This is a genomic window from Psychrobacter sp. APC 3426 (genome assembly GCF_030408035.1).
Classification (GTDB): Bacteria; Pseudomonadota; Gammaproteobacteria; order Pseudomonadales; family Moraxellaceae; genus Psychrobacter.
Genome location: NZ_JASDCF010000037.1, coordinates 1 through 24,678 on the forward strand (window position 1 = coordinate 1; position 24,678 = coordinate 24,678).

A 24,678-nucleotide genomic window follows, 5' to 3' on the forward strand; every position below is an offset into this window, starting at 1 on the left:
AACAATCAAAACCGTCGGTACGACGGGGTTAGCTTAGTCCATTTGCCTAACCGCTGATACAAAACATCGTATCAAGTATGGGTATTACCTAAGAAACCCCTACCTCTATAGGTGGTGGGTGGTTCATGTGAAGGGTTAACTTAGCAGCTTAGAGTGACTCAATCTTCTCTATACCTTGCTGTTCAATAACGGCTGTTAAGCCTTTATCAGCCTCCATACGTTTGATAAAGTCGTTGAAATGACTGTATTTAGATAGGTCAATCTCAAACTTCTTCGCCCATGTTAAGGTCACATATAGGTAAACATCAGCAGTTGTCTTGGTACCTGTGAGATAGTCATGCTTACCCAGCTGCTCATTTGGCAGTCTAAGCAGATGCGCAATTTTTTCTTTGGCCTTTTCCTTTAAGCTCTGTTGTGCTGAATCACCTTCAACGAAACCATCTGGACCAAAGAGCGGGGCAAATGCTTTATGCAAGTCAGCATTTATAAATGCTAACCAATGCATCAGTTCTGCTTTTTCAGCTGGCGAGTCGTTTTGACCAAAGATATTGGCATCAGGATGGCTGGCATCGATATAGACTTGAGTCGCAATGTTTTGAGTGACGACTGTTTCGCCATCCACTATCGCAGGTACCGCACCTTGTGGATTGATGCGCAGATATTCTTCTGATTTGACTGAATCGTGATCTAACAGCTCAAGCTCATAATCAGCGCCTGTCCATTCAAGTGCGGTATGTGGAACCACTGCACACGTACCTGGTATCACATATAACTTCATAAAATACTTCTTTATTTATAATTGTTTATTTATATCATTGTATTGACGATATTAAGCGTAACCAATCATATAGGTATATTCAGTTATCTTATGTGACGTTCATTTGGATAGATGTAATAGGTGTAATCGTGAAAACGGATTTGATAAAAAACGGTGTCGTAAATACAGCGACGCAACAAACCTGACGTAAAAGCTACTTAAGTGCTATGACATAACCACTATAAAGTCAGCTTGCGTGCTGTTCAATCCAAGCAACGACCGTTGGCCAAACCTCTGTTGCAGCATTGCGGCTAATCATAATGCGGCTATGGGTATAATCATCTAAATCACCGCGACTGAGCGAGTATTCCCGAAAGACATTAGTAGAGTTACCAAAGGCATCAAAAAATAACTGACAACCAGAGGTGGGAGAGATGAAGTTGTCGCCTTTGGCACTGATGGCATAAATAGGTATCGTAATCATCGGCATGTGCTGTCGATAGTCGAAATAGTTATCATCAGCAGTATGTTTCTGAGTCGTGTTTTGTCGAGTAATACCTTTATTGATTGCATTCTTATCAAGCTCATTGTTATCAACGTCGCTTTGTTTGATGAAACTACTTTTGAAGTTTTTTTGTAGATTCCAATCAAACCACTGGTTCATCGTATAGTAGCTTTCGTTAAAAGGCCCCAGTTTGAGCCTCTTTGCAGGAATATAGCCAAATAGTCGTGTCAATAATTTGGCGGTAAGTATCTTGGTATAGCTGACGGGGTTTGATACTGCCCCAAAGGATTGGCAGGCAAATATGCTGGCGCTATTAATTTTATCAATATAGCGCGGGTTTTGAATCAAAAACATTGCTAGACCAACGCCGCCACCACTATGAGTGACACAGTGCAGATTGTTGAGTTTTAATTCTTCAAAAAAATAGCGAAAAGTCGCCTCATAATCATAAGTGGCTACTGTTTCAAAGTTAAATTTTTCTTTGGGTATTGAGCTATCACCATGACCGCGCCATTCCATGATGTAGCACTGGTGACCAATAGAGGCCAGATACTCTGCGATTTTCAGACAGGTTTGTTTGTCTGAAAACGTTCCATGTGTCAAAAATATATTCTGTGCTTTCACGACAGCATGTTTGGCGTTAAATGTGTCGGTCTTCGTTGTTTTTTTTGCGCCATTTTTTACACTGTTTTCTATTTTCCAAACGGCTATTTGCTCACCATCCTTGGTCATCACCAGATTTAGCGTTTGTGTCATCATAAAGCGCTCTCTTAAACTCAAATTGTTCTAGGGCGTGTCCTAATCAAAATAGGCATGAAGCCATCGCTTAGTTATACCATAGTTGACTAATCTGTGAGGTGCGCTTTTTCATAATCGTCATGTTGATACCTATCAAAGTGGTGAGCAAATGATAGATGTTTTTTAAAGCCAATGCCTTTTAAGTTATTTTTAACGTATTGCTCATTAGGGTGAAGGGTTGTTAAGCGTATCACTCGTTAGCGCTTTAGAGTGCTTGATAAATGGTAGGGTTGCCTTTATATAGACTGTGACACACCAATCATCAGCGATGCTGTATTCAATGCCATTAATAAAACCGATAGCAGTCATTTATGATGGGCATTGTTGAATTCACAGTAGCGCAGTCGGAATTGTCGTCTGAGTACGTTATAATAGCGATTATAAAATGAATAAAACCTTATAACTTCTACGAGATAACGGCGACGAGAAAGCCGCTTTCTAATCAGCCAATACACTGACAGACCGTTGTTATTGATACACTACATTATTGATATAAATTCAAAATTCACGACACAGTAGCCATAACAGACAGAGCGTTTGTGTCATAACACATAGGAAATATTATGAGTGAGCACAACCAAGCTGATAACCAGTTAGACCAGTCTGCAGACTATGAGTCAGCGCTAGATACTGAGCAAACTGAAGCGAAAAGCAACATCACTATTACTGAGTCAGCCCAAGGATATTTGGCAGATTTGTTGTCTAAGCAAGATACCGATGGTATTGGCGTCCGTATTTTTGTTGAGCATCCGGGTACGCCCCGCGCCGAGTGCTGCATGGCGTATAACCAACCAGGTGAAGAAGACAGCGCTGACTTGGTTTTGACTTATGATAATTTCTCTGCATTTATTGAAGCGTCCTCTGTGCCGTATTTAGAAGATGCAGTGATTGACTATAATAAAGACCGTTTTGGTGGGCAGCTGACTTTCCGCGCACCGAACTCTAAAGTGCCAAAAGTCGGTGCAGATGCCAGTGTCGAAGAGCGTATCAACTATGTGCTGCAGTCTGAGATTAACCCAAGCTTGGCCGCGCATGGTGGTGATGTACAATTGCTTGAGCTCATCGAAGAAGAAGGCGTTGGCCTGACCGCTGTATTGAAGTTCGGTGGTGGTTGCCAAGGGTGTTCAGCGGTCGACATGACCTTACGTCAAGGGGTTGAGGTGCAGCTTAAGCAACAAATTCCAGAGCTGACCCAAGTCATCGATGAGACGGATCACACCCTTACTGAAAATGCGTATTACAAGTAAAGGCTGGTCTTGATTGGCAAATGAATATACCGATTAACTTTATCTCTTATGAATATTTGTCATTAAGAGATGAATAAATTGCTATTCTTTTAATAAAGAAGCTGAGTTATGATGAACTCAGCTTTTTTTATTGCTATGATTTAGGTGATAGCTTTTTGAGGTGGTTTTTTACGCCATTTTTAAGTCGGTACGATAGTTAATCTATAAGACGCTGATTCATAATTTTGATTATATAAGGAAGTTTAGTATGAGTGATGAACAAACAGCCAAGCAAGCAGGAAACACGCAACGTTTAGAGACCCTAGCCATTCATGCGGGTTATACCGTAGAGCCTACGACCAAAGCGGTGGCAGTACCTATTTATCATACCAGCTCATATGCTTTTGATGATACTCAGCATGGTGCAGACTTATTCGATCTAAAAGTCGCAGGCAACATCTATACCCGTATTATGAACCCAACCAATGCGGTGCTTGAAGAGCGAGTAGCAGCACTAGAGGGCGGTATTGGTGGTCTGGCAGTTGCGTCTGGCATGGCAGCCATCACTTATGCAGTGCAGACCATCTGTGAAGCGGGTGACAATATTGTGGCAGTATCGACGCTGTATGGCGGCACATATAATTTGTTTGCGCATACCCTGCCGCGTCAAGGTATCGAAGTACGTTTCTTTGACCATCAAAACCCTGAATCTATTCGTGACTTAATCGATGACAAGACCAAAATGGTTTTTGCAGAAAGTATCGGTAACCCACTGGGTAATATTATCGATATTCAAGCCGTCAGCGATGTCGCCCACGAATATGGTGTGCCTGTCGTGATTGATAATACGGTAGCGACGCCAGCGCTTTGCCGTCCGTTTGAGTTTGGTGCCGATATCGTGGTGCATTCATTGACTAAATACATGAGCGGTACGGGTACGTCTATTGGTGGTGCCATTATCGATAGCGGCAACTTTGCGTGGGGTGATTATCCTGAACGTTTTCCACTCTTGAATGAGCCAGATGTGAGCTATCATGGTGTCAACTTCGTCAAAGACGTCGGCGCTGCGGCCTTTATCGCCCGTGCTCGTGTTGCGCCACTCCGTAATACGGGAGCTGCTTTAAGCCCGCTGAATGCCTTTAGTATTCTTCAAGGTATTGAGACCTTGAGTTTGCGTATGGAGCGTCATGTGCAAAACGCTCAAGCAGTGGCTGAGTATCTAAAGAATCACGATAAAGTGGCTTGGATTAAGTATGCAGGCTTGTCTGACCATCCAGACCATGCGTTGGCGCAGAAATATATGAAAGGCACGCCATCTGCTATTTTGACCTTTGGTGTGAAAGGCGGGCGTGAAGCGGGCGCGCGCTTCATTGATGCGCTACAGCTTATCACGCGTCTGGTGAATATTGGCGATGCAAAGTCTCTAGCCAGCCATCCTGCCACCACTACTCACCGTCAGTTGAATGAAGAAGAACTTGCGCAAGCTGGCGTCAGTGAAGATATGGTGCGCTTGTCGATTGGTATCGAGCATATTGACGATATCAAAGCTGATTTAGAGCAAGCATTGGCTTCTGCTTAATATGAAAAGCGCTCACTGTAACTGAGATGAATATACACTGACATGAATTTATGCTAAGAGACGAAAAGCCCATATCGATTGATATGGGCTTTTTTATAAATGGCAGATGGGATGACACGCTTACGATTTTTTATTGATTGAACGATTAAGCAGATAACACGCGCTGAGCGATATTTTTATAGTCTTGTGACTCGAGTCGCGGACCAAATTGTTGAATCACTTGGGCGGCGACTTCGCTGGCTAGACGCCCACATTCTGGCAAACTGTAGTGCTGCGATAACGCATATAAGAATGCACCAGCATAGTTGTCACCTGCGCCATTAGTATCAATGACATTGGCGACAGATGGCGTAGTTACTTCATAAATCTCAATCTCTGACTCGTCGTCAGGCTTATGAGCGATGGTTGCCCCATTAGGGCCGTCAGTCACGACTGCCGTTTGGCAATAATCAAGCAATGCACGTGCTGCTGCTTTCACTTGTTTTTTATCCGTGAATAGCTTGGCCTCCTCACTATTACAGAATATCACCGCGACTTTATTGCCAAGCATATTGAGTAGACCCGCTTTGGCAAACTTCACTACCGCCGGATCAGCAAAGCTAACCGCAATTTTTGCATTATGAACACCTGCTTGTTGACGCAATTGGGTCATCGCTGGTTGAATGCTCTCAGTCATCGCCAAGTAGCCTTCTATATATAGCCAGTCTGCTTGTGTCAATGCATCAAAATCGACATTATCAGCAGTGATTTCGCTTGAGGTACCAAGGTAAGTCTGCATGGTACGTTCACCATCTTCGGTCACTGCCACCACACATGAGCCCGTCACACCGCCCTGATGGATAGATTTTTCTGAGGTGGCGACACCAGCGTCATGTAAGTTTCTAAGATAAAACTCACCTTGACTGTCATCGCCGACACGACACGCGTAGAATGGTCTGCCACCTAGGCTAGCAAAAGCGTACATCGTATTGGCTGCTGAACCACCGCCCGCTTGTTTTGAGGGTTCAATCTCCGCAAGCTTAAAGTAAGCCAGTAGTTGTTGTTGTTCATCGATACCTGCTAGGGTCATATTACCTTTGGTCAAGTCAGTCTCGTCCAATGCGGCATCTGACAGCAGATATTCGTGGTCAACCAAAGCGTTACCTATTGCCATTACGTCGTACATTGCTTGCCTCTCCTTAATTAATTTAGAATGATACATCTTTTTATTTAAAAGCTATTCAGCCTGTAGCTCAAGTAAACGCTGATATAGGGCGTTCTTTTTTACCCCTGTGATGTCTGCGCCCAATGCTGCGGCTTTTTTCACGGATAAGTCCTCAAGCAGACGCTGCAATAATTTATCATGAATACTGATATCGTCTGTATCCTGCGCCACATTGACGCCAGCGACCACTACCACGATTTCGCCGCGCTGTTGATTGTCATCGGCTTTGACGAATTCAACCAAACTGCCAAGCGTGCTCTTATGCACCGTCTCAAAAGTTTTGGTCAATTCACGGCAAAATGTCACCTCACGATCCGCGCCAAATATCGCCGCCATGTCTTCTAAGCTAGCAATAATGCGATGCGGCGCCTCATAAAATATTAACGTCTCAGTGCGTGAGAGCAGTGCGGTGAGCTGTTTTTGTCGACCATGGGTTTTTGCTGGTAAAAAACCAATGAAACTAAAACGGTCTGATGGTAGACCTGCCACTGACAGTGCACCGATGGCAGCAGAAGCGCCAACGATAGGGGAGACGGTGACACCTGCCTCATGTGCCGCTTGCACCAGCTGATAGCCTGGATCACTGACCAAGGGCGTGCCCGCATCGCTGATAAGGGCGACCGAATGTCCCTGCTGAATCATTTCAATGATTTTGGGTGTCTGAATCGCACTATTATGCTCATGATAGGCCCATAGTTTGTTATGACCTTTTTGCTTGGCTGTGCCATCAGTACTGTTGGTATCACTATCCTCAACATAGGGCGCTGTTGATTCTTTGGCGTCATCAGTTTTATTGCCTTTGGTATGAATACCAAAATGTGACAATAGCTTCCCTGAGGTGCGCGTGTCTTCACAGGCGATGATAGCGACTTGTTTTAAGACATCAATCGCATGCGGCGTCATATCACTCATATTACCAATCGGCGTGGCAACGATATATAGACAAGCTGGCATCGCAGTAGGGGTAGACATGAAAACCTCGAGGTATGAAAAAAGAGAATTAAAAAAGAGTGAGAAATGAATGCTAAAAAATGCGGCACCACTCACTGTAGAATTAGTGACTATGGTCTTTTCACTCAAATAGTGAGTGTAAAGGTTGGCTAAAATTACACATAGAGGGCGCGAAAGTGGTTAGTTTATCATGTTGTGCTATGATAATTCTGAAATGTTAACCAGACCAAGTGTGCTCATGTCCAATCATCAACCTTTGACTCTTACCTCACCAAAACAGCGCCAAGGTAGCTTTTTTGAACAGCTGGCATGTGAGTTTTTACAGGGTCAAGGATTGATGTTGATTGCTCAAAACTGGTATAAAGCAAATACTGGCGAGCTGGACTTGGTGATGTTGGAGAAAGGTACGGCTTGGTCAACGTTGGTGTTTATTGAGGTGCGTCAAAGACAGCGCTCAGGGTTTGGCGATGCAGCGCTCAGCGTGACGGCAAGTAAACAACGTAAAGTGATTAAAACAGCGCGATATTTTTTGCAGCAGCATCCTGAGTATAGGAATTATGAATGCCGGTTCGATGTCATTGCTTATGAAACGTCTGCCAACAGCAAACAACAAGAGCATCGACTAACCAATCAACCAGAGTGGCTCCAAGGTGCTTTTATAGCGAGCGCATGGTAATAGGTATCAAGGCTGTATTTTGTGCGTCATGAGATAGAAGCGTTTATATAGAAACAATACGATGAGAAGTAATACCATAAAAACCACGCTATCAAAACCCCATAACAAATTGCTCGAATAAAGTCTGCCAGCCAGTAATCGTTACCAAAAACCTAACCGTTGGCGGTAAAAATTCAAGTAAAGTAGCTAGGTTAAGCTAAGCTGGGCTATCAATGACTCACTGCTAGATTCACAAGATTTGTATAATCGTCATCACTATGTTCTAAGAGGTAAATAATGACACGGATGCATTTGCGCACTGCTATTTTTGGCTCACCACGCCGCACTGTGATAGGCATTATGCTGATGGCTAGCGTTATCAGTACGGGCTGTACCACCAATTATCTGACCAACAGTACCCAAGGCACTTACGGGGTGCCGATGACTGAGCGCACCATTCCACAGCGTTTGCTCGATCGTAGTATTGAGCACACCGCCAAGATTAATGTCTATGGTTTAAAAGAAGATTTGCAGCATACCAGCCGCATGGGCATTGATAGTTTCAATAGTGAAGTGTTGCTGACAGGGGAAGTACCGACGGAAGCAATCAAAGCAGAGGTCGAAAAAGTTCTCAGCTCCATGCCAGATGTACGCCGCGTGTATAACGAGTTGGCAGTCAGTGCTTCTAAAGGCTATAGCTCAACGGTTCACGATGGTTATATCACCTCCAAGCTACTGGCAAAGATAGCCGCTAGTAACGGCGTCAAAGCCTCGCAAATTAAAGCAGTGACCAACAACGGTGTGGTCTACATAATGGGGCGCATGACACCCACGCAACAAAGTCATCTTATCGATATCGCCAATAGTACTGTCGGTGTGACTGAGCTGGTATTGTTGACCACTGTTGTCGACGATAGAGGCGTAAAGATAGGGGAGGACGACATCATGTATGAGAATAATTTGGCCACTCCGACAGCAGTGCCAGTTGTTGAAGGGTCAATCGTTGAAGGTGCCGCTGCTGAGACAGATAACGTTGCTACAGCGACCCCCATTGTGATTACCGAAGATGGTACAACCGTCGCACCACCATCATCAAGCCCATATATCGACCTTTATAAAAATCAGTAGCAAGCGTGTTTATGATGAAAGTTGGTTATTGCGCATTCGCCATTATCTGATGACTGACTAAATAATAATAGAATAGGGGTACTGGCAATGAAAGATATAGGCAAGCGCACAGAGCATCATAAAGTAAGTAGTCCAATCAATCATGAAAGCATGGTTAACCATGTTGCTAACAAAGTAGGGCTACTAAAATTTACGGGTGTGGCGGCACTAACGATAGGTGGTATTGCACTAGCTACCCAAAATGCGCAGGCGTTATCACCACTGGCCATTGTCAATGGAATCACCTCCAGCGGCGGCGTTGGTGTCAGTAAAAACATCATGTATGGTGATCAGCCGTCCCAAGACTTGGATATTTACTACCCCAAATCTTTAGCGAAAGCGATGAAAGCCCAAAAAACTGCCAATGATGGCGCTATTAACAACAGCTATCCAATGGTCGTGTTTGTGCATGGTGGCTCTTGGGAAAGTGGTAACAAGGAACAATACGCCTTTGTCGGTCAGAGCTTGGCGCAAGCAGGCTATGTCACTGCAGTGATTAATTATCGTAAAGCCCCTGAGTATGTCTATCCTGACTATGTCAAAGACGCGGCGCAAGCCATTGCTTGGAGCTTAGACAATGCCGCTAGTCTGCAGGCTGATCCGAAGCGTTTGGCTGTCATTGGTCATTCTGCTGGCGCCTTTAATGCCGTTGCTGCTGTTGCCAATGAGGACTTCTTAGCGCCTTATGGTTTTAAACCCACAGACATAGCTGCTGTTATTGGGATTGCTGGTCCTTACAGCTATGATTTCCGTAAATTTAGCAGTAGAACTGCTTTTGGAGCAAATGCCACGCCAGATACAGTGATGCCCGACCGTCAAATCAAAGGCGAGCAGCCACCGTATTTATTATTAACGGCCGAAAAAGATAAAGTCGTGCATGTGACCAATACCATCAAAATGACACAGGCCCTAATAGATGCTGGCGTCAAAGTAGAAACAGGCGAAATCGCAGGTGCGAGTCATGCGACCAGTATCGGTGCGATGGCGCCGCGGCTACGCTGGGTCAATGATGTGCGTGCGCAAGTATTGACGTATTTGGATAAGACGATGAAGTAGAGGGTCGCTACGATGAGTGTTTATCACTCTCGTTGTTTTAGGTTAGATACGGTGACTAATACTTAAAGGCAGTTGCGTAAGACAGTACTGTAAGATAGTCAAACTCTTGTTATAATGTCGGCACTTTAATTCTATATACTATTTTAATGTAAGGCAGAATATTTTATGAGCATGAACGCTGACGATTTGATCGCATTTTTACAGACTCACTTCCCAGACGCTTTTATTCAAGCTGCCAATCAAGGTAATAAGTTTGACGTACGCGTGGTCGATGCCAGCTTTGAAGGCAAACGCGCGGTTCAACGTCAGCAAGCAGTATATGCGTTAGTTAATGATAAGATTGCGAGTGGCGATATTCATGCGCTTAATATTCAGGCATTGACGCCTGCTGAATGGGAAGTTCAGTCAAAAGTCTAAAACTTTATAACCATTACATATGATTAGACTTGCTAAGCTGGTCAGTTAAGAGGCTCGGTTTTATCAGTTTAATTTCCATTATTTTATACTCATTGCTAGGTTGTCACTTCTATGGATCAATTTTTAATCACTGGTAGTAGTCGTATCGCAGGGGAAGTTACTATCTCGGGCGCCAAAAATGCCGCTTTGCCATTGCTTGCCGCTATGATATTGGCCGAGACCCCAACGACATTGCACAATGTGCCATCTTTACAAGATGTGCGCACGTTGATTGAGTTGATTGGTGGCATGGGTATCAAGATTCAAAAGCAAGGTGATACGGTCATTTGCGATACCAAGGATATCGATAATTTCTATGCGCCATATGATTTGGTCAAAACCATGCGCGCATCGATTTTAGTGCTAGGTCCGCTGCTGGCACGTTTTGGTGAAGCAGAAGTGTCATTGCCAGGTGGCTGTGCTATCGGTTCACGTCCTGTTGACCAGCATCTAAAAGCCTTTGAGGCCATGGGTGCGACGATTAGCGTAGAGAATGGCTATGTAAAAGCACAAGCGCCAAAAGGCGGCAAGCTGATTGGCTGTAACTTCTCATTTGATATGATTACGGTTGGCGGTACTGAAAACGTTATCATGGCGGCCGCGCTTGCTAAAGGGACGACTGTACTAGGTAACTGTGCGCTTGAGCCAGAAGTGGTTGATTTGGCCAATATGCTGGTGGCAATGGGTGCAAAAATAAGCGGTATTGGCACCTCGACGATGACTATTGAAGGCGTTGAGCGCTTGCATGGCTGTGAGTATTCAGTAGTGGCTGATCGTATTGAGACAGGCTCTTATCTCGCTGGTGCATTGATGACGCGCGGTGATGTGTTGACCAAAAATACCTCTGCATTATTATTAACGCCCGTGTTAGAAAAGTTCGAAGATATGGGTGCTGTGATTACCACAGGTGATGATTGGATTCGCGCCCAAATGACTGGTCGCCCAAGACCTGTAAATATTCGCACTCAGCCGCATCCTGGCTTTCCAACTGATATGCAAGCGCAAGTAATGGCGATATCTTGTTTGGCAGATGGCACCAGTACCTTTATCGAAAATATCTTTGAAAACCGTTATATGCACGTGCCTGAGCTCAATCGTTTGGGTGCATCTATCCAAGTGGATGGTCATGCAGCGGTCGTAACAGGTGTTGAAAACTTTACGGCAGCTCCTGTCATGGCGACTGATTTACGCGCATCGATGTCATTGGTAATGGCAGCTGCAGCGGCTGAAGGTGAAAGCCTAATCGACCGCATTTATCATATCGATCGTGGTTATGAGCATGTTGAAGAAAAGCTGCGTGCGCTTGGCGTTAATATTGAACGTATCAATACTAACGATTAAACCAACGACTGATATTGATTGACCCACTAAACCTCGATACATGAATAACCGATACTATAATGACTGAATTTATCAAGTCATTGGCGTTCAAAGTAAGTGCCATCGAGGTTTGAATGAGTCGCTTAGCAATAATAAATTAAAGCCCTTTAATAGGGGTGCCAACTGTACATGGACAAGATGTCATTATGACTGAAGCAAGCAACAATCTACCGAGTGATGGTTTATTAAATGAAGTAAATGATGAGTTTTCAGGCTTAACGCTGGCTTTGTCAAAGGGTCGTATTTTAGAAGAGACGATGCCCCTGCTACGCGCTGCTGGGGTTGATTTGCTAGAAGACCCTGAAGCCTCACGCAAACTTATTTTCCCGACCTCAAACCCTAATGTACGTGTACTAATTCTGCGTGCCAGTGATGTGCCTACCTATGTAGAGCATGGCGCGGCGGACTTTGGGGTGGCTGGTAAAGATGTGTTGCTTGAACACGGCGCCAATCACGTTTATGAACTGCTTGATTTGCAGATTGCTCAATGTAAGCTGATGACGGCTGGGGTGAAAGATGCGCCATTACCCAATCGTCGTCTGCGTATCGCCACCAAGTACGTCAATGTGGCCCGCGCTTACTTTGCTAGCCAAGGTCAACAAGTAGATGTGATTAAACTGTATGGCTCTATGGAGCTGGCACCGTTGGTTGGCTTGGGCGACCTCATTGTCGATGTGGTCGATACCGGTAATACTTTGCGCGCGAATGGTCTTGAGGCTCGCGACCATATTTGTGATGTGTCTTCACGTCTTATCGTCAATCAAGTCAGCTATAAGCGTAAGTTTGCGCTACTTGAGCCAATTCTAGACAGCTTTAAAAACAGCATCGCCAGCGCTTCATAAATCAATGTTCTATCCATTGATGCCCAATAAATCAGTGCCTGATGACACGATATCAATCATTGGTAATATCAAGCACTGTCATACAAATTTTTAAACCAGTTTGGCGCTCTATGATAGACATAGCGTGCTAAACTGGTTTTGTTGTGTTGGTCTGTTAGAATATAAAATCTCAGTATAATGTATATCGTATTACTATTCATCAGCGGCATGTCAGCCATCACAACGATTATAAATGCTCAGTACGCCTTGTTTTAACATCGTTAATTTTTAGCAGTTTTTATGCTCAGACATAGGATTAGGTCATGCGCCAGTTAAGCACTCAAGATGCCAATTTCGATAGCCAACTCACAGAGTTACTTGCCTTTGAAACCGTCAATGATGCCGATTTGTTAAAGACGGTTGATGATATCATCGCGCAAGTGCGTCATGATGGAGACAGTGTGGTACTAGCGTTGACCCAGCAATTCGATCAGCATCCAGCAACGACGATGGAAGAATTAGAGCTGTCTCAAGAGGCGCTTGCTGAAGCGTTTGCCAATCTTGATGAAAGTGTAAAGACCGCATTGACCACGGCAGCGACACGCGTTCAGACATTCCATGAGCGTCAAGTGCAAGAAACTTGGCAATACGAAGATGAGTTGGGCAATCGTTTGGGTCAAAAGGTGACCCCGTTAGATCGAGTAGGTATTTATGTACCAGGCGGACTGGCGTCTTATCCTTCTTCAGTGCTGATGAATGCCATTCCTGCTAAAGTGGCAGGCGTCGCTGAGGTTATCATGGTTGTGCCAGCGCCAAAAGGCGTGCTCAACCCATTGGTATTGGCCGCTGCTCATTTGGCACAAGTGGACCGCGTATTCACCATTGGCGGTGCACAAGCCGTTGCTGCATTGGCATATGGTACCGAGACGATACCAGCTGTGGATAAAATCACGGGCCCAGGCAATAAATATGTCGCTGCCGCCAAGCGGGCAGTATTTGGGCAAGTTGGTATCGATATGATAGCTGGCCCATCTGAAGTACTGGTATATGCAGAAGGTGAGGTGCAAGATCGCGCTGATTGGCTAGCGATGGATTTATTGTCACAAGCTGAGCATGACCGTATTGCCCAAGCTATTTTTGTGACGACCAGTAGCGAGCAGCTCGCAGAAGTGGCGGCAGAGATTGAAAAAGCACTGGCAGAATTACCAAAAGCGGATATCGCTCGAGACTCACTACAGAACCGTGGCGCGCTGATTCTGGTCAAGGACCGCAGCGAAGGTCTAGCGGTGATTAATCGCGTTGCCCCTGAGCATTTAGAGTTGTCTGTTGATGAGCCTGATGCGCTGCTCAATGATATTCGTCATGCGGGTGCTATTTTTATGGGACGTCATACGCCTGAGGCTATTGGTGACTACTGTGCTGGACCCAATCATGTACTGCCGACATCGGGTACTGCGCGTTTTTCTTCGCCGCTAGGTGTCTACGATTTTCAGAAAAAATCCTCTATTATTTATTGTACCGAAGCCGGTAGTAAGCCATTGGCGGAGACGGCAGATATTTTAGCGCAGCGTGAGGATTTAGAAGCCCATGCGCGTTCAGCCCGTTATCGTTATCAGTAATACACCAATCATTAGGCATTTACTTTTTATAAACACGTTCGATATTTATTTTTAGACATTTAATTTTAATAGTCTTTGTGGCTAATAGTAGGATAACTTATGAGTGAGTCAAAGATAGACACCAGACTTTGGTCGTCCAAAGCACGCAATCTATCACCTTATGTGCCAGGTGAGCAGCCGCAACATGACAATCTGTGCAAATTGAATACCAATGAGAATCCTTTTCCGCCATCACCAAAAGTCGGCGAGGCCATCGCCAAAGTCTTAGAGCAGCAAGCGGATGAGCTGCGCTTATATCCAGCACCCGAATCTGATGATTTACGTGCTGCTTTGGCTCAGCTATATGACATTGATAGCAACCAAGTATTCGTTGGTAATGGTTCAGATGAGGTATTGGCACTGGTATTTGCCAGCTTTTTCTTAAAAGAGCGTCCCGTATTATCGCCTGATATTGGCTATAGCTTTTACCCAGTATATGCCCAGACATTTGGCGTAGAGCTCGTACAGATTGCTCTGGAAGCAGATTTCAGTATTGACCCTGATGCTTATCGTCAGCCGTGTAGCGGTATCATTATTGCCAATCCCAATGCGCCAACAGGGCTGCTTTTATCGCTTGCTGATATTCGTAAGCTTGCAGGTGAGCATTCAAATTCAGTGATTGTGATAGATGAGGCATATATCGACTTTGCTAAACTGGAAGCAGGCAGTTCAGAGACCAGTGTATCAGCGGTTAGCTTAATCAATGAATGCGACAATATTCTTGTGACTCAAACCTTTTCAAAGTCACGCTCTCTCGCTGGATTGCGTGTTGGTATGGCGTTTGGTAATGCCTCGTTGATTGAAGCTTTAACGCGTATGAAAAACAGCTTTAATAGTTATCCACTTGATAAGTTGGCGCAAGCTGGAGCAACAGCCAGTGTCTTGGATGTAGAGTATTTTGAGCAAACGCGTCAGCAAGTGATTGATTTACGTGAGTCGTTGACGGCAGGCTTAAAAGCATTGGACTATGACGTGTTACCATCACATACCAACTTTGTGTTCGCCCGCCCTAAAGAGGGTAATGCCAACGAAGTGGCTGATAAATTACGTGAGCAAGGTATCATTGTGCGTCATTTTGATAAGCCGCGCATTAATGAGTATCTGCGTATTACCATCGGTAAGGCAGAGCAAAACCAGCGTCTATTAGATGCGTTAAAAGTCTTACAGGCAAATGCTGACGTCGCTGCTGATTAATCAATCTTAGTACGTGATATTTTCCTATTAAAAAAGCCTGCCAACATTATGTTGCGCAGGCTTTCTTTTTTGTCGTAGGTGTATAGCACTTTTCACATGGTTATTTTATATCTCTTGAGCCAATACTGACAACAGATTGCCTACTTTATCCAGACATTCTTGATATTCAGAGGCGCAGTCAGAGGCGACAGTGATGCCGCCACCCGCCCATAAACTGACGCGACTGGCTTTTTCTAGCTCATGACTGGATGAGGTAGTTGCCTGTAGAGTGCGTATCAGTACATTCCATTGACCGCTGCCATCGAAATTCATATACCCCAATGTGCCACAATAAGCGCCGCGCGCTGCATCTTCTAGTTCAGATATAATCTCAACGGCGCGTTTTTTGGGCGTACCTGTGATGGAGCCGGCAGGTAAGCTGCCAAATAACACGGTTAACGGGTGAGCATCTGTTTTTAGCTCTGCGCTGATGGTGCTGACCATATGATGAACATTGCTAAAGCTCTCAATGGCAAATAATCGCGGTACTTTTACGCTGCCAATTTTGGCATATTTACCCAAATCATTGCGCAGCAAATCAACAATCATGACGTTTTCGGCGCGGTCTTTTTCACTATCGATGAGTTGCTGTTTGTATTTATTGTCTTGTGTAGGATTGCTGCTACGAGGCATGGTGCCTTTGATAGGTTTGGTAATGATATAGTTTGCACCAGTATCAGTATCTTTAGTAAAAGTAAAAAACAACTCAGGCGAGCAGCTTAATAGTTCAAACTGATGTTCAGGCTCATTAGTAGCTGTATTATTGTTAGAGTACTTGGCGTGCATATAGCCGGCGAAGGGCGCTTGCGTATTTAAGTGTAGGGCAGGTAAGTAGTCTATCAGGACTGCTGAATTATCGCTGTTGTTGGCAATATGGCTGGTCCATTCCTGTGTGAGATTGATTTGATAACAATCACCTTGTTGTAGATAGTCTTGGGTTTTGTTAAAAGCCAATTGATAGTCTTTTTGATGCCATCGCGCATTCAACACCAAGGGGGTTAGTGGGCGTTCCATAGAGTTGGTGGTTTTTATGGTATCAGCCAGTGCATAGTCTAGTATATCTAGATACGATATGAGCGCTGCGAGTGTTGCATTGCTATCAGTCTCTAGGTCTATCGTGTTTAACGTCCAGCCGTTGCTAGTATCACAGGGCGTTAGATATATATCATAATGCCCTAATATGGCGCAGGGCTGTGCTGCCAGCTCAATCCTGCTAGAAGGGCTCAATTCATGAGCGGCAACATCATAACCGATAAAACCTATTAAACCATGAGCATAGCTTGGTTTTTCATTCACCTCGTTCATTACTTTTGAATAAGCCTTACAAGGCTCATAAGCTCGACTGTAAGCAATCAATTCATCTTGCCATTCGCTATAGCTCATACGCACTGAGGTGATAACGTTATGGTTATCGGTATCATTAATACGGCAATTTTTTATCACCTTATAGACGGTTGGTTGCAGACTAGACAGCTTATTATCAGTCGCATCGAAATAAACAGACCAGCTAACTTTAGGGAGCAATCCAATCACTGACCGTCCATCATTATTCAGCCAGACCAATTGCCAGTTCGCCTCATCATCCTGTGCCATTAGATGCGGCTCTAATATTGGCATCAGTTCTGCAGCACTCAGTTCACCAAAACGCCAGCTAGGTTGAGTAGCTGGCGATGGGGCAGGGTTTATCTGTTTGATATTATGATTCTCTACAGGCATTATTTAGGCGTCAAACTTTTTAATAATTAAGGTGGCATTAGTACCGCCGAAGCCAAAGCTATTGCTCATCAGCGTGTTAAGCTCAACATCACGCTTTTCAGTGACGATATCAAAGCCTTCAGCATCGGGGTCTAGGTGTTTGATATTGATACTTGGGGCGATAAAGCCTTCTTGCAGCATCAGTAAGCAGTAAATCAGTTCCTGCGCGCCAACGGCACCAAGACTGTGACCCGTCATAGATTTGGTTGAGCTGATAGCAGGTACTTTACTGATATCGTCACCGAATACTTTAGCGATGGCTTTCAGCTCAGTAATATCACCCAACGGTGTGCTGGTACCATGACTGTTGATATAGTCAACGCTTTCTAATTTGGCTTCGGCCAATGCTTGTTGCATACAACGTACGGCACCTTCACCGCTTGGCGCAACCATCTCAGCCCCATCAGAGCTAGCACCATAGCCGACGATTTCCGCTAAGATATTGGCACCGCGTGCTTGGGCGTGCTCAAGGCTTTCAACCACCACCATTGCGCCACCAGCAGCAATCACAAAGCCATCTCGGTCTTTGTCGTAGGCTCTTGATGCTCGTTTCGGCGTGTCATTATATTGGGTGCTGACCGCGCCCATGGCATCAAACATGCAAGACTGTGTCCAGTGCTCCGCTTCACTACCACCAGCAAGTACGACGTCAGCTTTACCTAATTGAATAAGTTCAGCGGCATGACCAATACAATGCGTTGATGTTGCACATGCAGAGCTCAACGAATAAGAAACGCCCTGAATTTTTAGCCCAGTGGCCAGTGCTGCGGATACCGAGCTGCCCATGGTTTTTGGTACCGCCATCGCACCAACACCGCGCAGACCTTTTTCACGCATAGCGTCGATGGCATTGACGATATTCTCTGTTGAGGCCCCGCCCGAGCTTGCGACCACACCGACTCGCGGATTATGATTAATAGTCTCAAGTGACAAACCAGCATGCTCAATGGCATTTAGCGCACTAACATAGGCATAGAGACTGGCATCACTAAAAAACCGTTTTAGTTTACGGTTGATACCGCTGGTATTCAATGTTGATTGATCAATACTGCCGCTCACATGTGACTTGAAGTCATGCTCAGCATAAGACTCGTTAAATGTAATGCCAGACTGCCCTTGCTGAAGAGCAGTAGTGACAGTGGCTAAATCATGTCCGATACAAGAGACAATCCCTGCTCCAGTGATAACAACGCGGCGCATATTCTATTCCTTATGAGTAACGATTTATTTGATAAATATCTTACAATCGCTTTTAAATATTTACTACTATTACTCAACGCCCAATATCTTTAGCTCTAATAAAAAATGCTAAAGAGGTTTTAGACGCTAAGTGCTTATTTGGAAGTCATTATAGTGGTCAAAACCATATATCAAAATCAGACACTGCTCGCTATAAATGCTGGTCGATGAATAAAAGTACAACTGTACTTTGAATTATGGCATATGATAACGTATCAAGGGTTTAAAATCTTTGGCTACATGCAAAATAACGACAAAATAACGGCTGCTGAAATGAGATAAGAAGTAAGTAAGTCTCTACTGAGCATTAGCAGTCACATGGTAGTGCGTAGGATAATACAAACTTACCCAGCATAATATGCGGGTACGGGTCGTTCATAAGATACTGGCTAGATATCAGTAGAGTAGGTGATATAAAGTAGAGCCAGCCATATCACAGCAATAGAGTCAGAAATATGATGCTTGTAAATAAGTCATACTTTTAGATACAAAATTTGTGAGTGCAATAACATTGTTCGCACTGACAGTGATAACAGTGTTTCGCTAGAATGATGCTCTACCAATAACAACGCTCATTCTTATGAGCAAAAAAGTATGAGTAAAAAATATCAGTAGCAAAATACTCTACAATACAATAAAACCAAATCAATCATCACTTTAAGGAAATCACGATGGCAAAGCGTAGCACTCTTTCTAAAGGTATCACCACTATTGGCTCTTTTACTCGTGGCAATCTCGAGCGTATGGGCGCTGCAATTGATGGTATGAATGCCAAAGCCAGTAAGCCGCGTCAGTATAAAGCGGTCAATCTTGGTGATGAAGACTACCAAAAAGATTTGTTTCGTGAGCAAACGTTAAAAGCCACTCAGCAGCTGCTAGGTCCACGCTTTGCTACCTATGGCAAATATGCCAAAAAAGTCGTTCCAAATAGTTTTTTTCAATCGACTGTCGATAGTGCATTTGCACAATTGGCTAAGCTTGCTTCTAGTTGGAGTCAGCTTGATTTGCCAAATGAGCATCGTTTTGCCAATATCGATAGCTTAGATGATGGTCAGCGCTACGCACTCGCCACTGATATCGCCAATCAAAACCGCGCGCTTGCAACAATGGGCGGTCTGACCGGTTTAGCGGGGCTACCAGGACTGCTCGCTGATACGCTATGGTTGCTATTGGTTTCTCTACGTACCGTTTATCAGCTTGCTGCTGTCTACAATAAACCGCTCACAGGTAAGCAAGGTGTCAAAATGGCTTACGAGCTGCTATCAAACGCTGACCTAAGCAAGATGCAAGAGAAGCAAGCTTTGTTAGCAGGTATGGGGGTTGGTAAAGGTCTATTAGATAATGCGCAAAGCCGTGGTTTGCATAGCGAACTGAAAAATTTAGGTCTAAAAAATAAAAATGTTAATTACTATGCTGAGCAAGTGGATAGTATTGCCAGTCAAGTGGGTGTGGACTTAGATCAAATCAACCTAACATGGATTCGTCGTTTTATACCTATTACGGCAGTCGTTGTTGGCATGCGTTATAATAGCCAATTGATTGATGAAGTGATTGGTGTTGCTCAAGCGACTTTTGCACCAGAAGCCAAGCTTGCAAACCGTGCTATCACTGATGACAGCCGCAGTGAAGCTGAAGTCAGCAAAGCTAATAGTGATGAGCAAACACAAGACGAGTCAGAAAATTCAAAGCAAGAAACGTCAAAAAACACACAATCAGATAAAGAGCAAGATGTAGAGAAAGAGGAAACAAAAAAAGCAGATAAGCAGAATGGTGCTGAACCATCAAGCGAGCAGAAGTCTGAGAATAAGAATAAGTAACTTTGTGAATGATACTGAAGTCGCTTTAATGGTGTGTTGAACGTCTTTGATGAACATCTGATGTTAAGTGGCGATATATCTTATTGTTTTGGAGCCATGGCTCTTGAAAAATAAGAGATTATCGCCATTTATTTATCATAAAGTAGTATTTGTCTAGTCCTAAACACATCTTCAGAATAGTGCTTAAGCTGGCTTTTGACACGTTATATTTTGCCTAATGAGTAGTGCAAAATAAATAAAGTGGTATAGTAGTAAGCTGAATGCATATCTATCGAATGTTGTAAAGTGAAACCATTCATAAGTGGTTGAAATAGCAGCAACAACTCTTTATAATACACTGTCCTAAAAATGGGTGTTCCAAAATCTGTCAGAAATGTCAGATAAATGGTGCATTGGCCCATTTTTTTGTTTTATACCAAACGGGAGAAGGATGCCTTATGGCAACAACTAACCAATTGATTCGTAAAGGTCGCAAAACCATCAAGGAAAAGTCAAAAGTTCCTGCGTTGGAAGCGTGCCCACAACGTCGTGGTGTATGTACTCGCGTATATACTACTACCCCTAAAAAACCTAACTCAGCCATGCGTAAAGTATGTCGTGTACGTTTGACTTCAGGCTATGAAGTATCAAGCTACATCGGCGGCGAAGGTCATAACTTACAAGAGCACAGTGTTGTTCTTATCCGCGGTGGTCGTGTAAAGGATCTACCAGGTGTACGTTATCACACTGTTCGCGGTGCACTAGATTGCGCAGGCGTTAAAGACCGTAAGCAAGGTCGCTCTAAATATGGTGCTAAGAAGCCTAAAGCTTAATATTAGCTTAGCTTTTTGCACTACCCAATAACTGTGCATGGGTTTGGTGTTAACGGTGAGAATAGTCGATATAAATTATTATATGGACGGTTTACCTTTCAACATACCACCATGCAGTAAGGCTAACTGGCAACGCACGACTACGTTCTATTATGACGAGTGTGATGTTGTGAATGTTGGACACTCCTGAAGACAAGGAAATTTATTATGCCAAGACGTCGCGTCATTGCTGCCCGTGAGATCCTACCGGATCCTAAGTTTGGTAGCCAAACCGTTGCAAAATTCATCAACCATGTAATGAGCCATGGTAAGAAATCTACTGCTGAGCGTATCGTTTATGGTGCACTTGAGACAGTAAGTGAAAAACGCAACATCGAAGATCCAGTATCTTTCTTTGAAGAAGTTTTAGAAAATGTACGCCCAATGGTAGAAGTAAAAGCTCGCCGTGTTGGTGGTGCAACCTACCAAGTACCAATGGAAGTACGCCCCTCCCGTCGTACTGCCTTGGCTATGCGTTGGTTAGCTGAAGCTGCCGCTAAGCGTTCTGAAAAATCAATGGCTCTGCGTCTTGCAGGCGAATTGAATGATGCCGCTGACGGTAAAGGTAATGCCATGAAGAAGCGTGACGAAGTTCACCGCATGGCTGATGCTAACAAAGCATTCTCTCATTACCGTTTCTAAGCTGCTACTAAAGTAGCGTTAAAGATTGATTTACTTAATCTTATATTTTCTGCTCTACTGATTGCCGCCATCATTTATCCAGTTGTTAAAAGGCTTAGCCTGTTTTCAGCTGCGGTGGCGGACATCTATCAAGATGTTTTCTGAAAAGTACCGTTCTCAACAATAGAGCTGACCCATCAGGAAATATCCCAAATTTTATGCCGCAATATTCTTAGTATTTGCTCTTTTGTTGTCCGTATTAGGCCCAATAATCAGTAAGTAATATTACGAAGCTGTCCGCTTTGTCATAGAGTATGAGGTAGAGAAACAACACATTATTATATACACGAATTTCCCTAGGAAAACACTATGGCTCGTAAAACTCCCCTAAAGCGCTATCGCAATATTGGTATTTCAGCGCACATTGATGCTGGTAAGACGACCACAACTGAGCGTGTTTTGTTCTATACCGGTGTTAGCCACAAGCTTGGCGAAGTACATGATGGTGCAGCCACCATGGACTTTATGGATCAAGAACAAGAGCGCGGTATTACCATTGCTTCTGCGGCGACGACTTGTTTTTGGTCAGGTATGGCAAAACAGTTTGACGAACACCGTATCAACATCATTGACACCCCAGGTCACGTTGACTTCACGATTGAAGTTGAACGTTCTATGCGTGTACTTGATGGCGCTTGCATGGTTTACTGTGCAGTGGGCGGCGTTCAGCCACAGTCTGAGACCGTATGGCGTCAGGCGAACAAATACAAAGTACCACGTTTGGCATTCGTAAACAAAATGGACCGCGTTGGTGCTGATTTCTACCGTGTGGCAGACCAAATCAAAGCACGTTTAGGCGGCAAGCCAGTACCATTGGTTATTCCAATTGGTAAAGAAGACAGCTTTGAAGGCGTTGTTGATCTTGTGACTATGAAAGCCATCTATTGGGACGAAGCGTCTCAAGGTATGCAATATGAAGAGCGCGAAATCCCAGTAGAGCTACAAGAAAAAGCGGAAGAATATCGTGAGTATCTAGTAGAGAACGCGGCTGAAGCATCAGAAGAATTGATGAATGAATACCTGGAAAATGGTGAATTGTCAGTAGAGCAAATCAATACTGCCATTCGTCAATTGACCATCGACAACGAAATCATTCCACTTCTTTGTGGTACTGCCTTTAAAAACAAAGGTGTACAGAAGATGTTGGACGCGGTTATTCAGTATCTTCCTGCGCCAATGGACGTACCAGCTATTACAGGTATCCTTGATGACAAAGAAGAGTCTGAAGGCACTCGTGAAGCATCAGATGACGAGCCGTTCGCAGCATTAGCGTTCAAAATCATGAACGACAAGTTCGTTGGTAACTTGACCTTCGTTCGCGTCTATTCAGGTGTTCTAAAGCAAGGTAATAGTGTTTATAACCCTGTTAAGATGAAGCGTGAGCGTGTTGGCCGTATCGTTCAGATGATGGCAGATGCTCAACAAGAGCTTGAAGAGATTCGTACTGGTGATATCGCAGCCTTAGTTGGCATGAAAGATGTAACCACTGGTGACACGCTATGTGATGAGCAAAATGTGATCACGCTTGAGCGTATGGAATTTCCAGATCCAGTTATCAGCCTAGCGGTTGAGCCTAAGACTAAAGCTGACCAAGAAAAAATGTCAATTGCTTTAGGTCGTTTGGCAAAAGAAGATCCATCATTCCGTGTACATACTGACGAAGAGTCTGGTCAGACGATCATCAGTGGTATGGGCGAGCTACACTTGGAAATTCTTGTTGACCGTATGAAGCGTGAATTCAACGTTGAAGCAAACATCGGTGCGCCGCAGGTTGCTTATCGTGAAACGATTCGTAACACTGTTGAACAAGAAGGTAAGTTCGTACGTCAGACTGGTGGTCGTGGTAAATTCGGTCACGTTTGGTTACGCCTTGAGCCTATGGATCCGGCGGGCGAAGTTCTATATGAATTCGCTGAAGAAGTTGTTGGTGGTACGGTACCAAAAGAATTCCACGGTGCGGTTGATAAAGGTATTCAAGAGCGCATGAAAAACGGCGTACTTGCTGGTTACCCAATCGTTGGCGTAAAAGCAACGTTGTATGACGGTTCTTACCATGATGTTGACTCGGATGAGTTGTCATTTAAAATGGCTGGTTCTATCGCATTCCGTAAAGGTTTCATGGCAGCAAACCCTGCACTACTTGAGCCAGTGATGAAAGTAGAAGTTGAAACGCCTGAAGATTACATGGGCGATATCATGGGCGATCTTAACCGTCGTCGTGGTATGGTTCAGGGTATGGAAGATCTACCTGGTGGCACTAAGCAGATTCGTGCTGAAGTACCATTAGCGGAAATGTTTGGCTATGCCACACAAATGCGCTCAATGTCTCAAGGTCGTGCAACTTACTCAATGGAATTCCAAAAGTACGCTGAGATTCCAAAATCAGTTGCAGAATCTATCATCTCTAAGTTCAACTCTAAAGATGATGACGAGTAAATAAAACGTATTAATATGACAATATAGGGCATATCTTTATATTGTCACTAGAGAATCCGCCAATAATTGGTTAAAAGACTTGTTATTGGCCGTGATTTTCTTATAATATCTGCACATTAGTATGTGCACCTTTTTAACAACTATTTTAATGTGGCCAGTATTGCTTTAATTGTTATATCTACATGAAATTTAGTATTTATATCAGTTGAGCGCTGACCCCAAAAAAAGAGGAATTACCCATGGCAAAGGCCAAGTTTGAACGCAGCAAGCCACACGTTAACGTCGGCACCATCGGACACGTTGACCACGGTAAAACAACCCTAACTGCCGCTATCGCAACCGTAGCAGCAATCACCTCTGGTGGCGAAGCCAAAGACTACGCGTCAATTGACTCAGCCCCAGAAGAAAAAGCACGTGGCATCACCATCAACACCTCACACGTAGAATATGACA

Annotated in this window: 21 protein-coding genes; 15 read left to right on the top strand and 6 right to left on the bottom strand. The window is 44.2% G+C overall.

Annotated features, from left to right (window positions below):
* Positions 1-148: 148 nt before the first annotated feature.
* A complete protein-coding gene (locus QL919_RS13150; protein ID WP_290189935.1) occupies positions 149-778 on the bottom strand; it encodes a glutathione binding-like protein in 630 nt (209 codons plus the stop codon).
* 226 nt (positions 779-1,004) lie between these two features.
* Positions 1,005-2,021 (bottom strand): alpha/beta fold hydrolase, encoded by a 1,017-nt coding sequence (locus QL919_RS13155; protein WP_290189936.1) that lies wholly within the window; start codon positions 2,019-2,021, stop codon positions 1,005-1,007.
* Positions 2,022-2,623: 602 nt separating this feature from the next.
* Between QL919_RS13155 and nfuA the strand changes: the two genes are divergently transcribed.
* A complete protein-coding gene (nfuA, locus tag QL919_RS13160; protein ID WP_290189937.1) occupies positions 2,624-3,307 on the top strand; it encodes a Fe-S biogenesis protein NfuA in 684 nt (227 codons plus the stop codon).
* Positions 3,308-3,554: 247 nt separating this feature from the next.
* Entirely contained in the window at positions 3,555-4,865 is a 1,311-nt protein-coding gene (locus tag QL919_RS13165; RefSeq protein ID WP_290189938.1) for an aminotransferase class V-fold PLP-dependent enzyme, read from the top strand.
* A 145-nt stretch (positions 4,866-5,010) separates the two neighbouring features.
* On the opposite strand, the gene QL919_RS13170 is transcribed toward QL919_RS13165, so the two are convergent.
* The gene (locus QL919_RS13170; RefSeq protein WP_290189939.1) at positions 5,011-6,030 is read right to left on the bottom strand and encodes an adenosine kinase; all 1,020 of its coding nucleotides are present in this window, start codon (positions 6,028-6,030) and stop codon (positions 5,011-5,013) included.
* A 51-nt stretch (positions 6,031-6,081) separates the two neighbouring features.
* Positions 6,082-7,041 (bottom strand): 16S rRNA (cytidine(1402)-2'-O)-methyltransferase, encoded by a 960-nt coding sequence (gene rsmI / locus QL919_RS13175; protein WP_290189940.1) that lies wholly within the window; start codon positions 7,039-7,041, stop codon positions 6,082-6,084.
* Between the two features lie 169 nt (positions 7,042-7,210).
* Here rsmI and QL919_RS13180 point away from each other — a divergent pair, with 169 nt between their 5' ends.
* From QL919_RS13180 to hisC, 8 genes are all read left to right on the top strand, one after another.
* Positions 7,211-7,696: a YraN family protein gene (locus QL919_RS13180; RefSeq protein WP_290189941.1), complete on the top strand. Its 486-nt coding sequence runs from the start codon at positions 7,211-7,213 to the stop codon at positions 7,694-7,696.
* Between the two features lie 276 nt (positions 7,697-7,972).
* Entirely contained in the window at positions 7,973-8,803 is an 831-nt protein-coding gene (locus tag QL919_RS13185; protein ID WP_290189942.1) for a BON domain-containing protein, read from the top strand.
* An 87-nt stretch (positions 8,804-8,890) separates the two neighbouring features.
* Complete coding sequence (locus QL919_RS13190; protein ID WP_290189943.1) at positions 8,891-9,898, top strand: alpha/beta hydrolase; 1,008 nt, start codon at positions 8,891-8,893, stop codon at positions 9,896-9,898.
* Positions 9,899-10,063: 165 nt separating this feature from the next.
* Positions 10,064-10,315, top strand: coding sequence for a BolA/IbaG family iron-sulfur metabolism protein (locus tag QL919_RS13195; protein WP_290189944.1), 252 nt, complete (start codon positions 10,064-10,066; stop codon positions 10,313-10,315).
* A gap of 111 nt (positions 10,316-10,426) precedes the next feature.
* Positions 10,427-11,695: a UDP-N-acetylglucosamine 1-carboxyvinyltransferase gene (murA, locus tag QL919_RS13200; protein WP_290189945.1), complete on the top strand. Its 1,269-nt coding sequence runs from the start codon at positions 10,427-10,429 to the stop codon at positions 11,693-11,695.
* Between the two features lie 185 nt (positions 11,696-11,880).
* Positions 11,881-12,576: an ATP phosphoribosyltransferase gene (gene hisG / locus QL919_RS13205; RefSeq protein ID WP_290189946.1), complete on the top strand. Its 696-nt coding sequence runs from the start codon at positions 11,881-11,883 to the stop codon at positions 12,574-12,576.
* A gap of 302 nt (positions 12,577-12,878) precedes the next feature.
* Positions 12,879-14,174: a histidinol dehydrogenase gene (gene hisD / locus QL919_RS13210; protein ID WP_290189947.1), complete on the top strand. Its 1,296-nt coding sequence runs from the start codon at positions 12,879-12,881 to the stop codon at positions 14,172-14,174.
* 99 nt (positions 14,175-14,273) lie between these two features.
* A complete protein-coding gene (gene hisC / locus QL919_RS13215; protein ID WP_290189948.1) occupies positions 14,274-15,407 on the top strand; it encodes a histidinol-phosphate transaminase in 1,134 nt (377 codons plus the stop codon).
* Positions 15,408-15,512: 105 nt separating this feature from the next.
* Here the strand turns inward: hisC and QL919_RS13220 are convergent, their stop codons facing one another.
* Both QL919_RS13220 and QL919_RS13225 read right to left on the bottom strand, forming a co-directional pair.
* The gene (locus tag QL919_RS13220) at positions 15,513-17,162 is read right to left on the bottom strand and encodes an anthranilate synthase component I family protein (RefSeq protein WP_290189949.1); all 1,650 of its coding nucleotides are present in this window, start codon (positions 17,160-17,162) and stop codon (positions 15,513-15,515) included.
* 3 nt (positions 17,163-17,165) lie between these two features.
* Positions 17,166-18,401, bottom strand: coding sequence for a beta-ketoacyl-ACP synthase II (locus tag QL919_RS13225; RefSeq protein WP_290189950.1), 1,236 nt, complete (start codon positions 18,399-18,401; stop codon positions 17,166-17,168).
* Between the two features lie 710 nt (positions 18,402-19,111).
* Here QL919_RS13225 and QL919_RS13230 point away from each other — a divergent pair.
* The 5 genes from QL919_RS13230 to QL919_RS13250 form a co-directional block, all read left to right on the top strand.
* Complete coding sequence (locus QL919_RS13230; RefSeq protein ID WP_290189951.1) at positions 19,112-20,257, top strand: EcsC family protein; 1,146 nt, start codon at positions 19,112-19,114, stop codon at positions 20,255-20,257.
* Between the two features lie 437 nt (positions 20,258-20,694).
* Entirely contained in the window at positions 20,695-21,069 is a 375-nt protein-coding gene (gene rpsL, locus QL919_RS13235; protein ID WP_183621325.1) for a 30S ribosomal protein S12, read from the top strand.
* A 207-nt stretch (positions 21,070-21,276) separates the two neighbouring features.
* A complete protein-coding gene (rpsG, locus tag QL919_RS13240; RefSeq protein WP_290189952.1) occupies positions 21,277-21,750 on the top strand; it encodes a 30S ribosomal protein S7 in 474 nt (157 codons plus the stop codon).
* A 348-nt stretch (positions 21,751-22,098) separates the two neighbouring features.
* Entirely contained in the window at positions 22,099-24,225 is a 2,127-nt protein-coding gene (fusA, locus tag QL919_RS13245; RefSeq protein ID WP_290189953.1) for an elongation factor G, read from the top strand.
* A 239-nt stretch (positions 24,226-24,464) separates the two neighbouring features.
* Positions 24,465-24,678: GTP-binding protein (locus QL919_RS13250; protein WP_290189954.1), on the top strand; the 214-nt coding region annotated here is incomplete at its 3' end.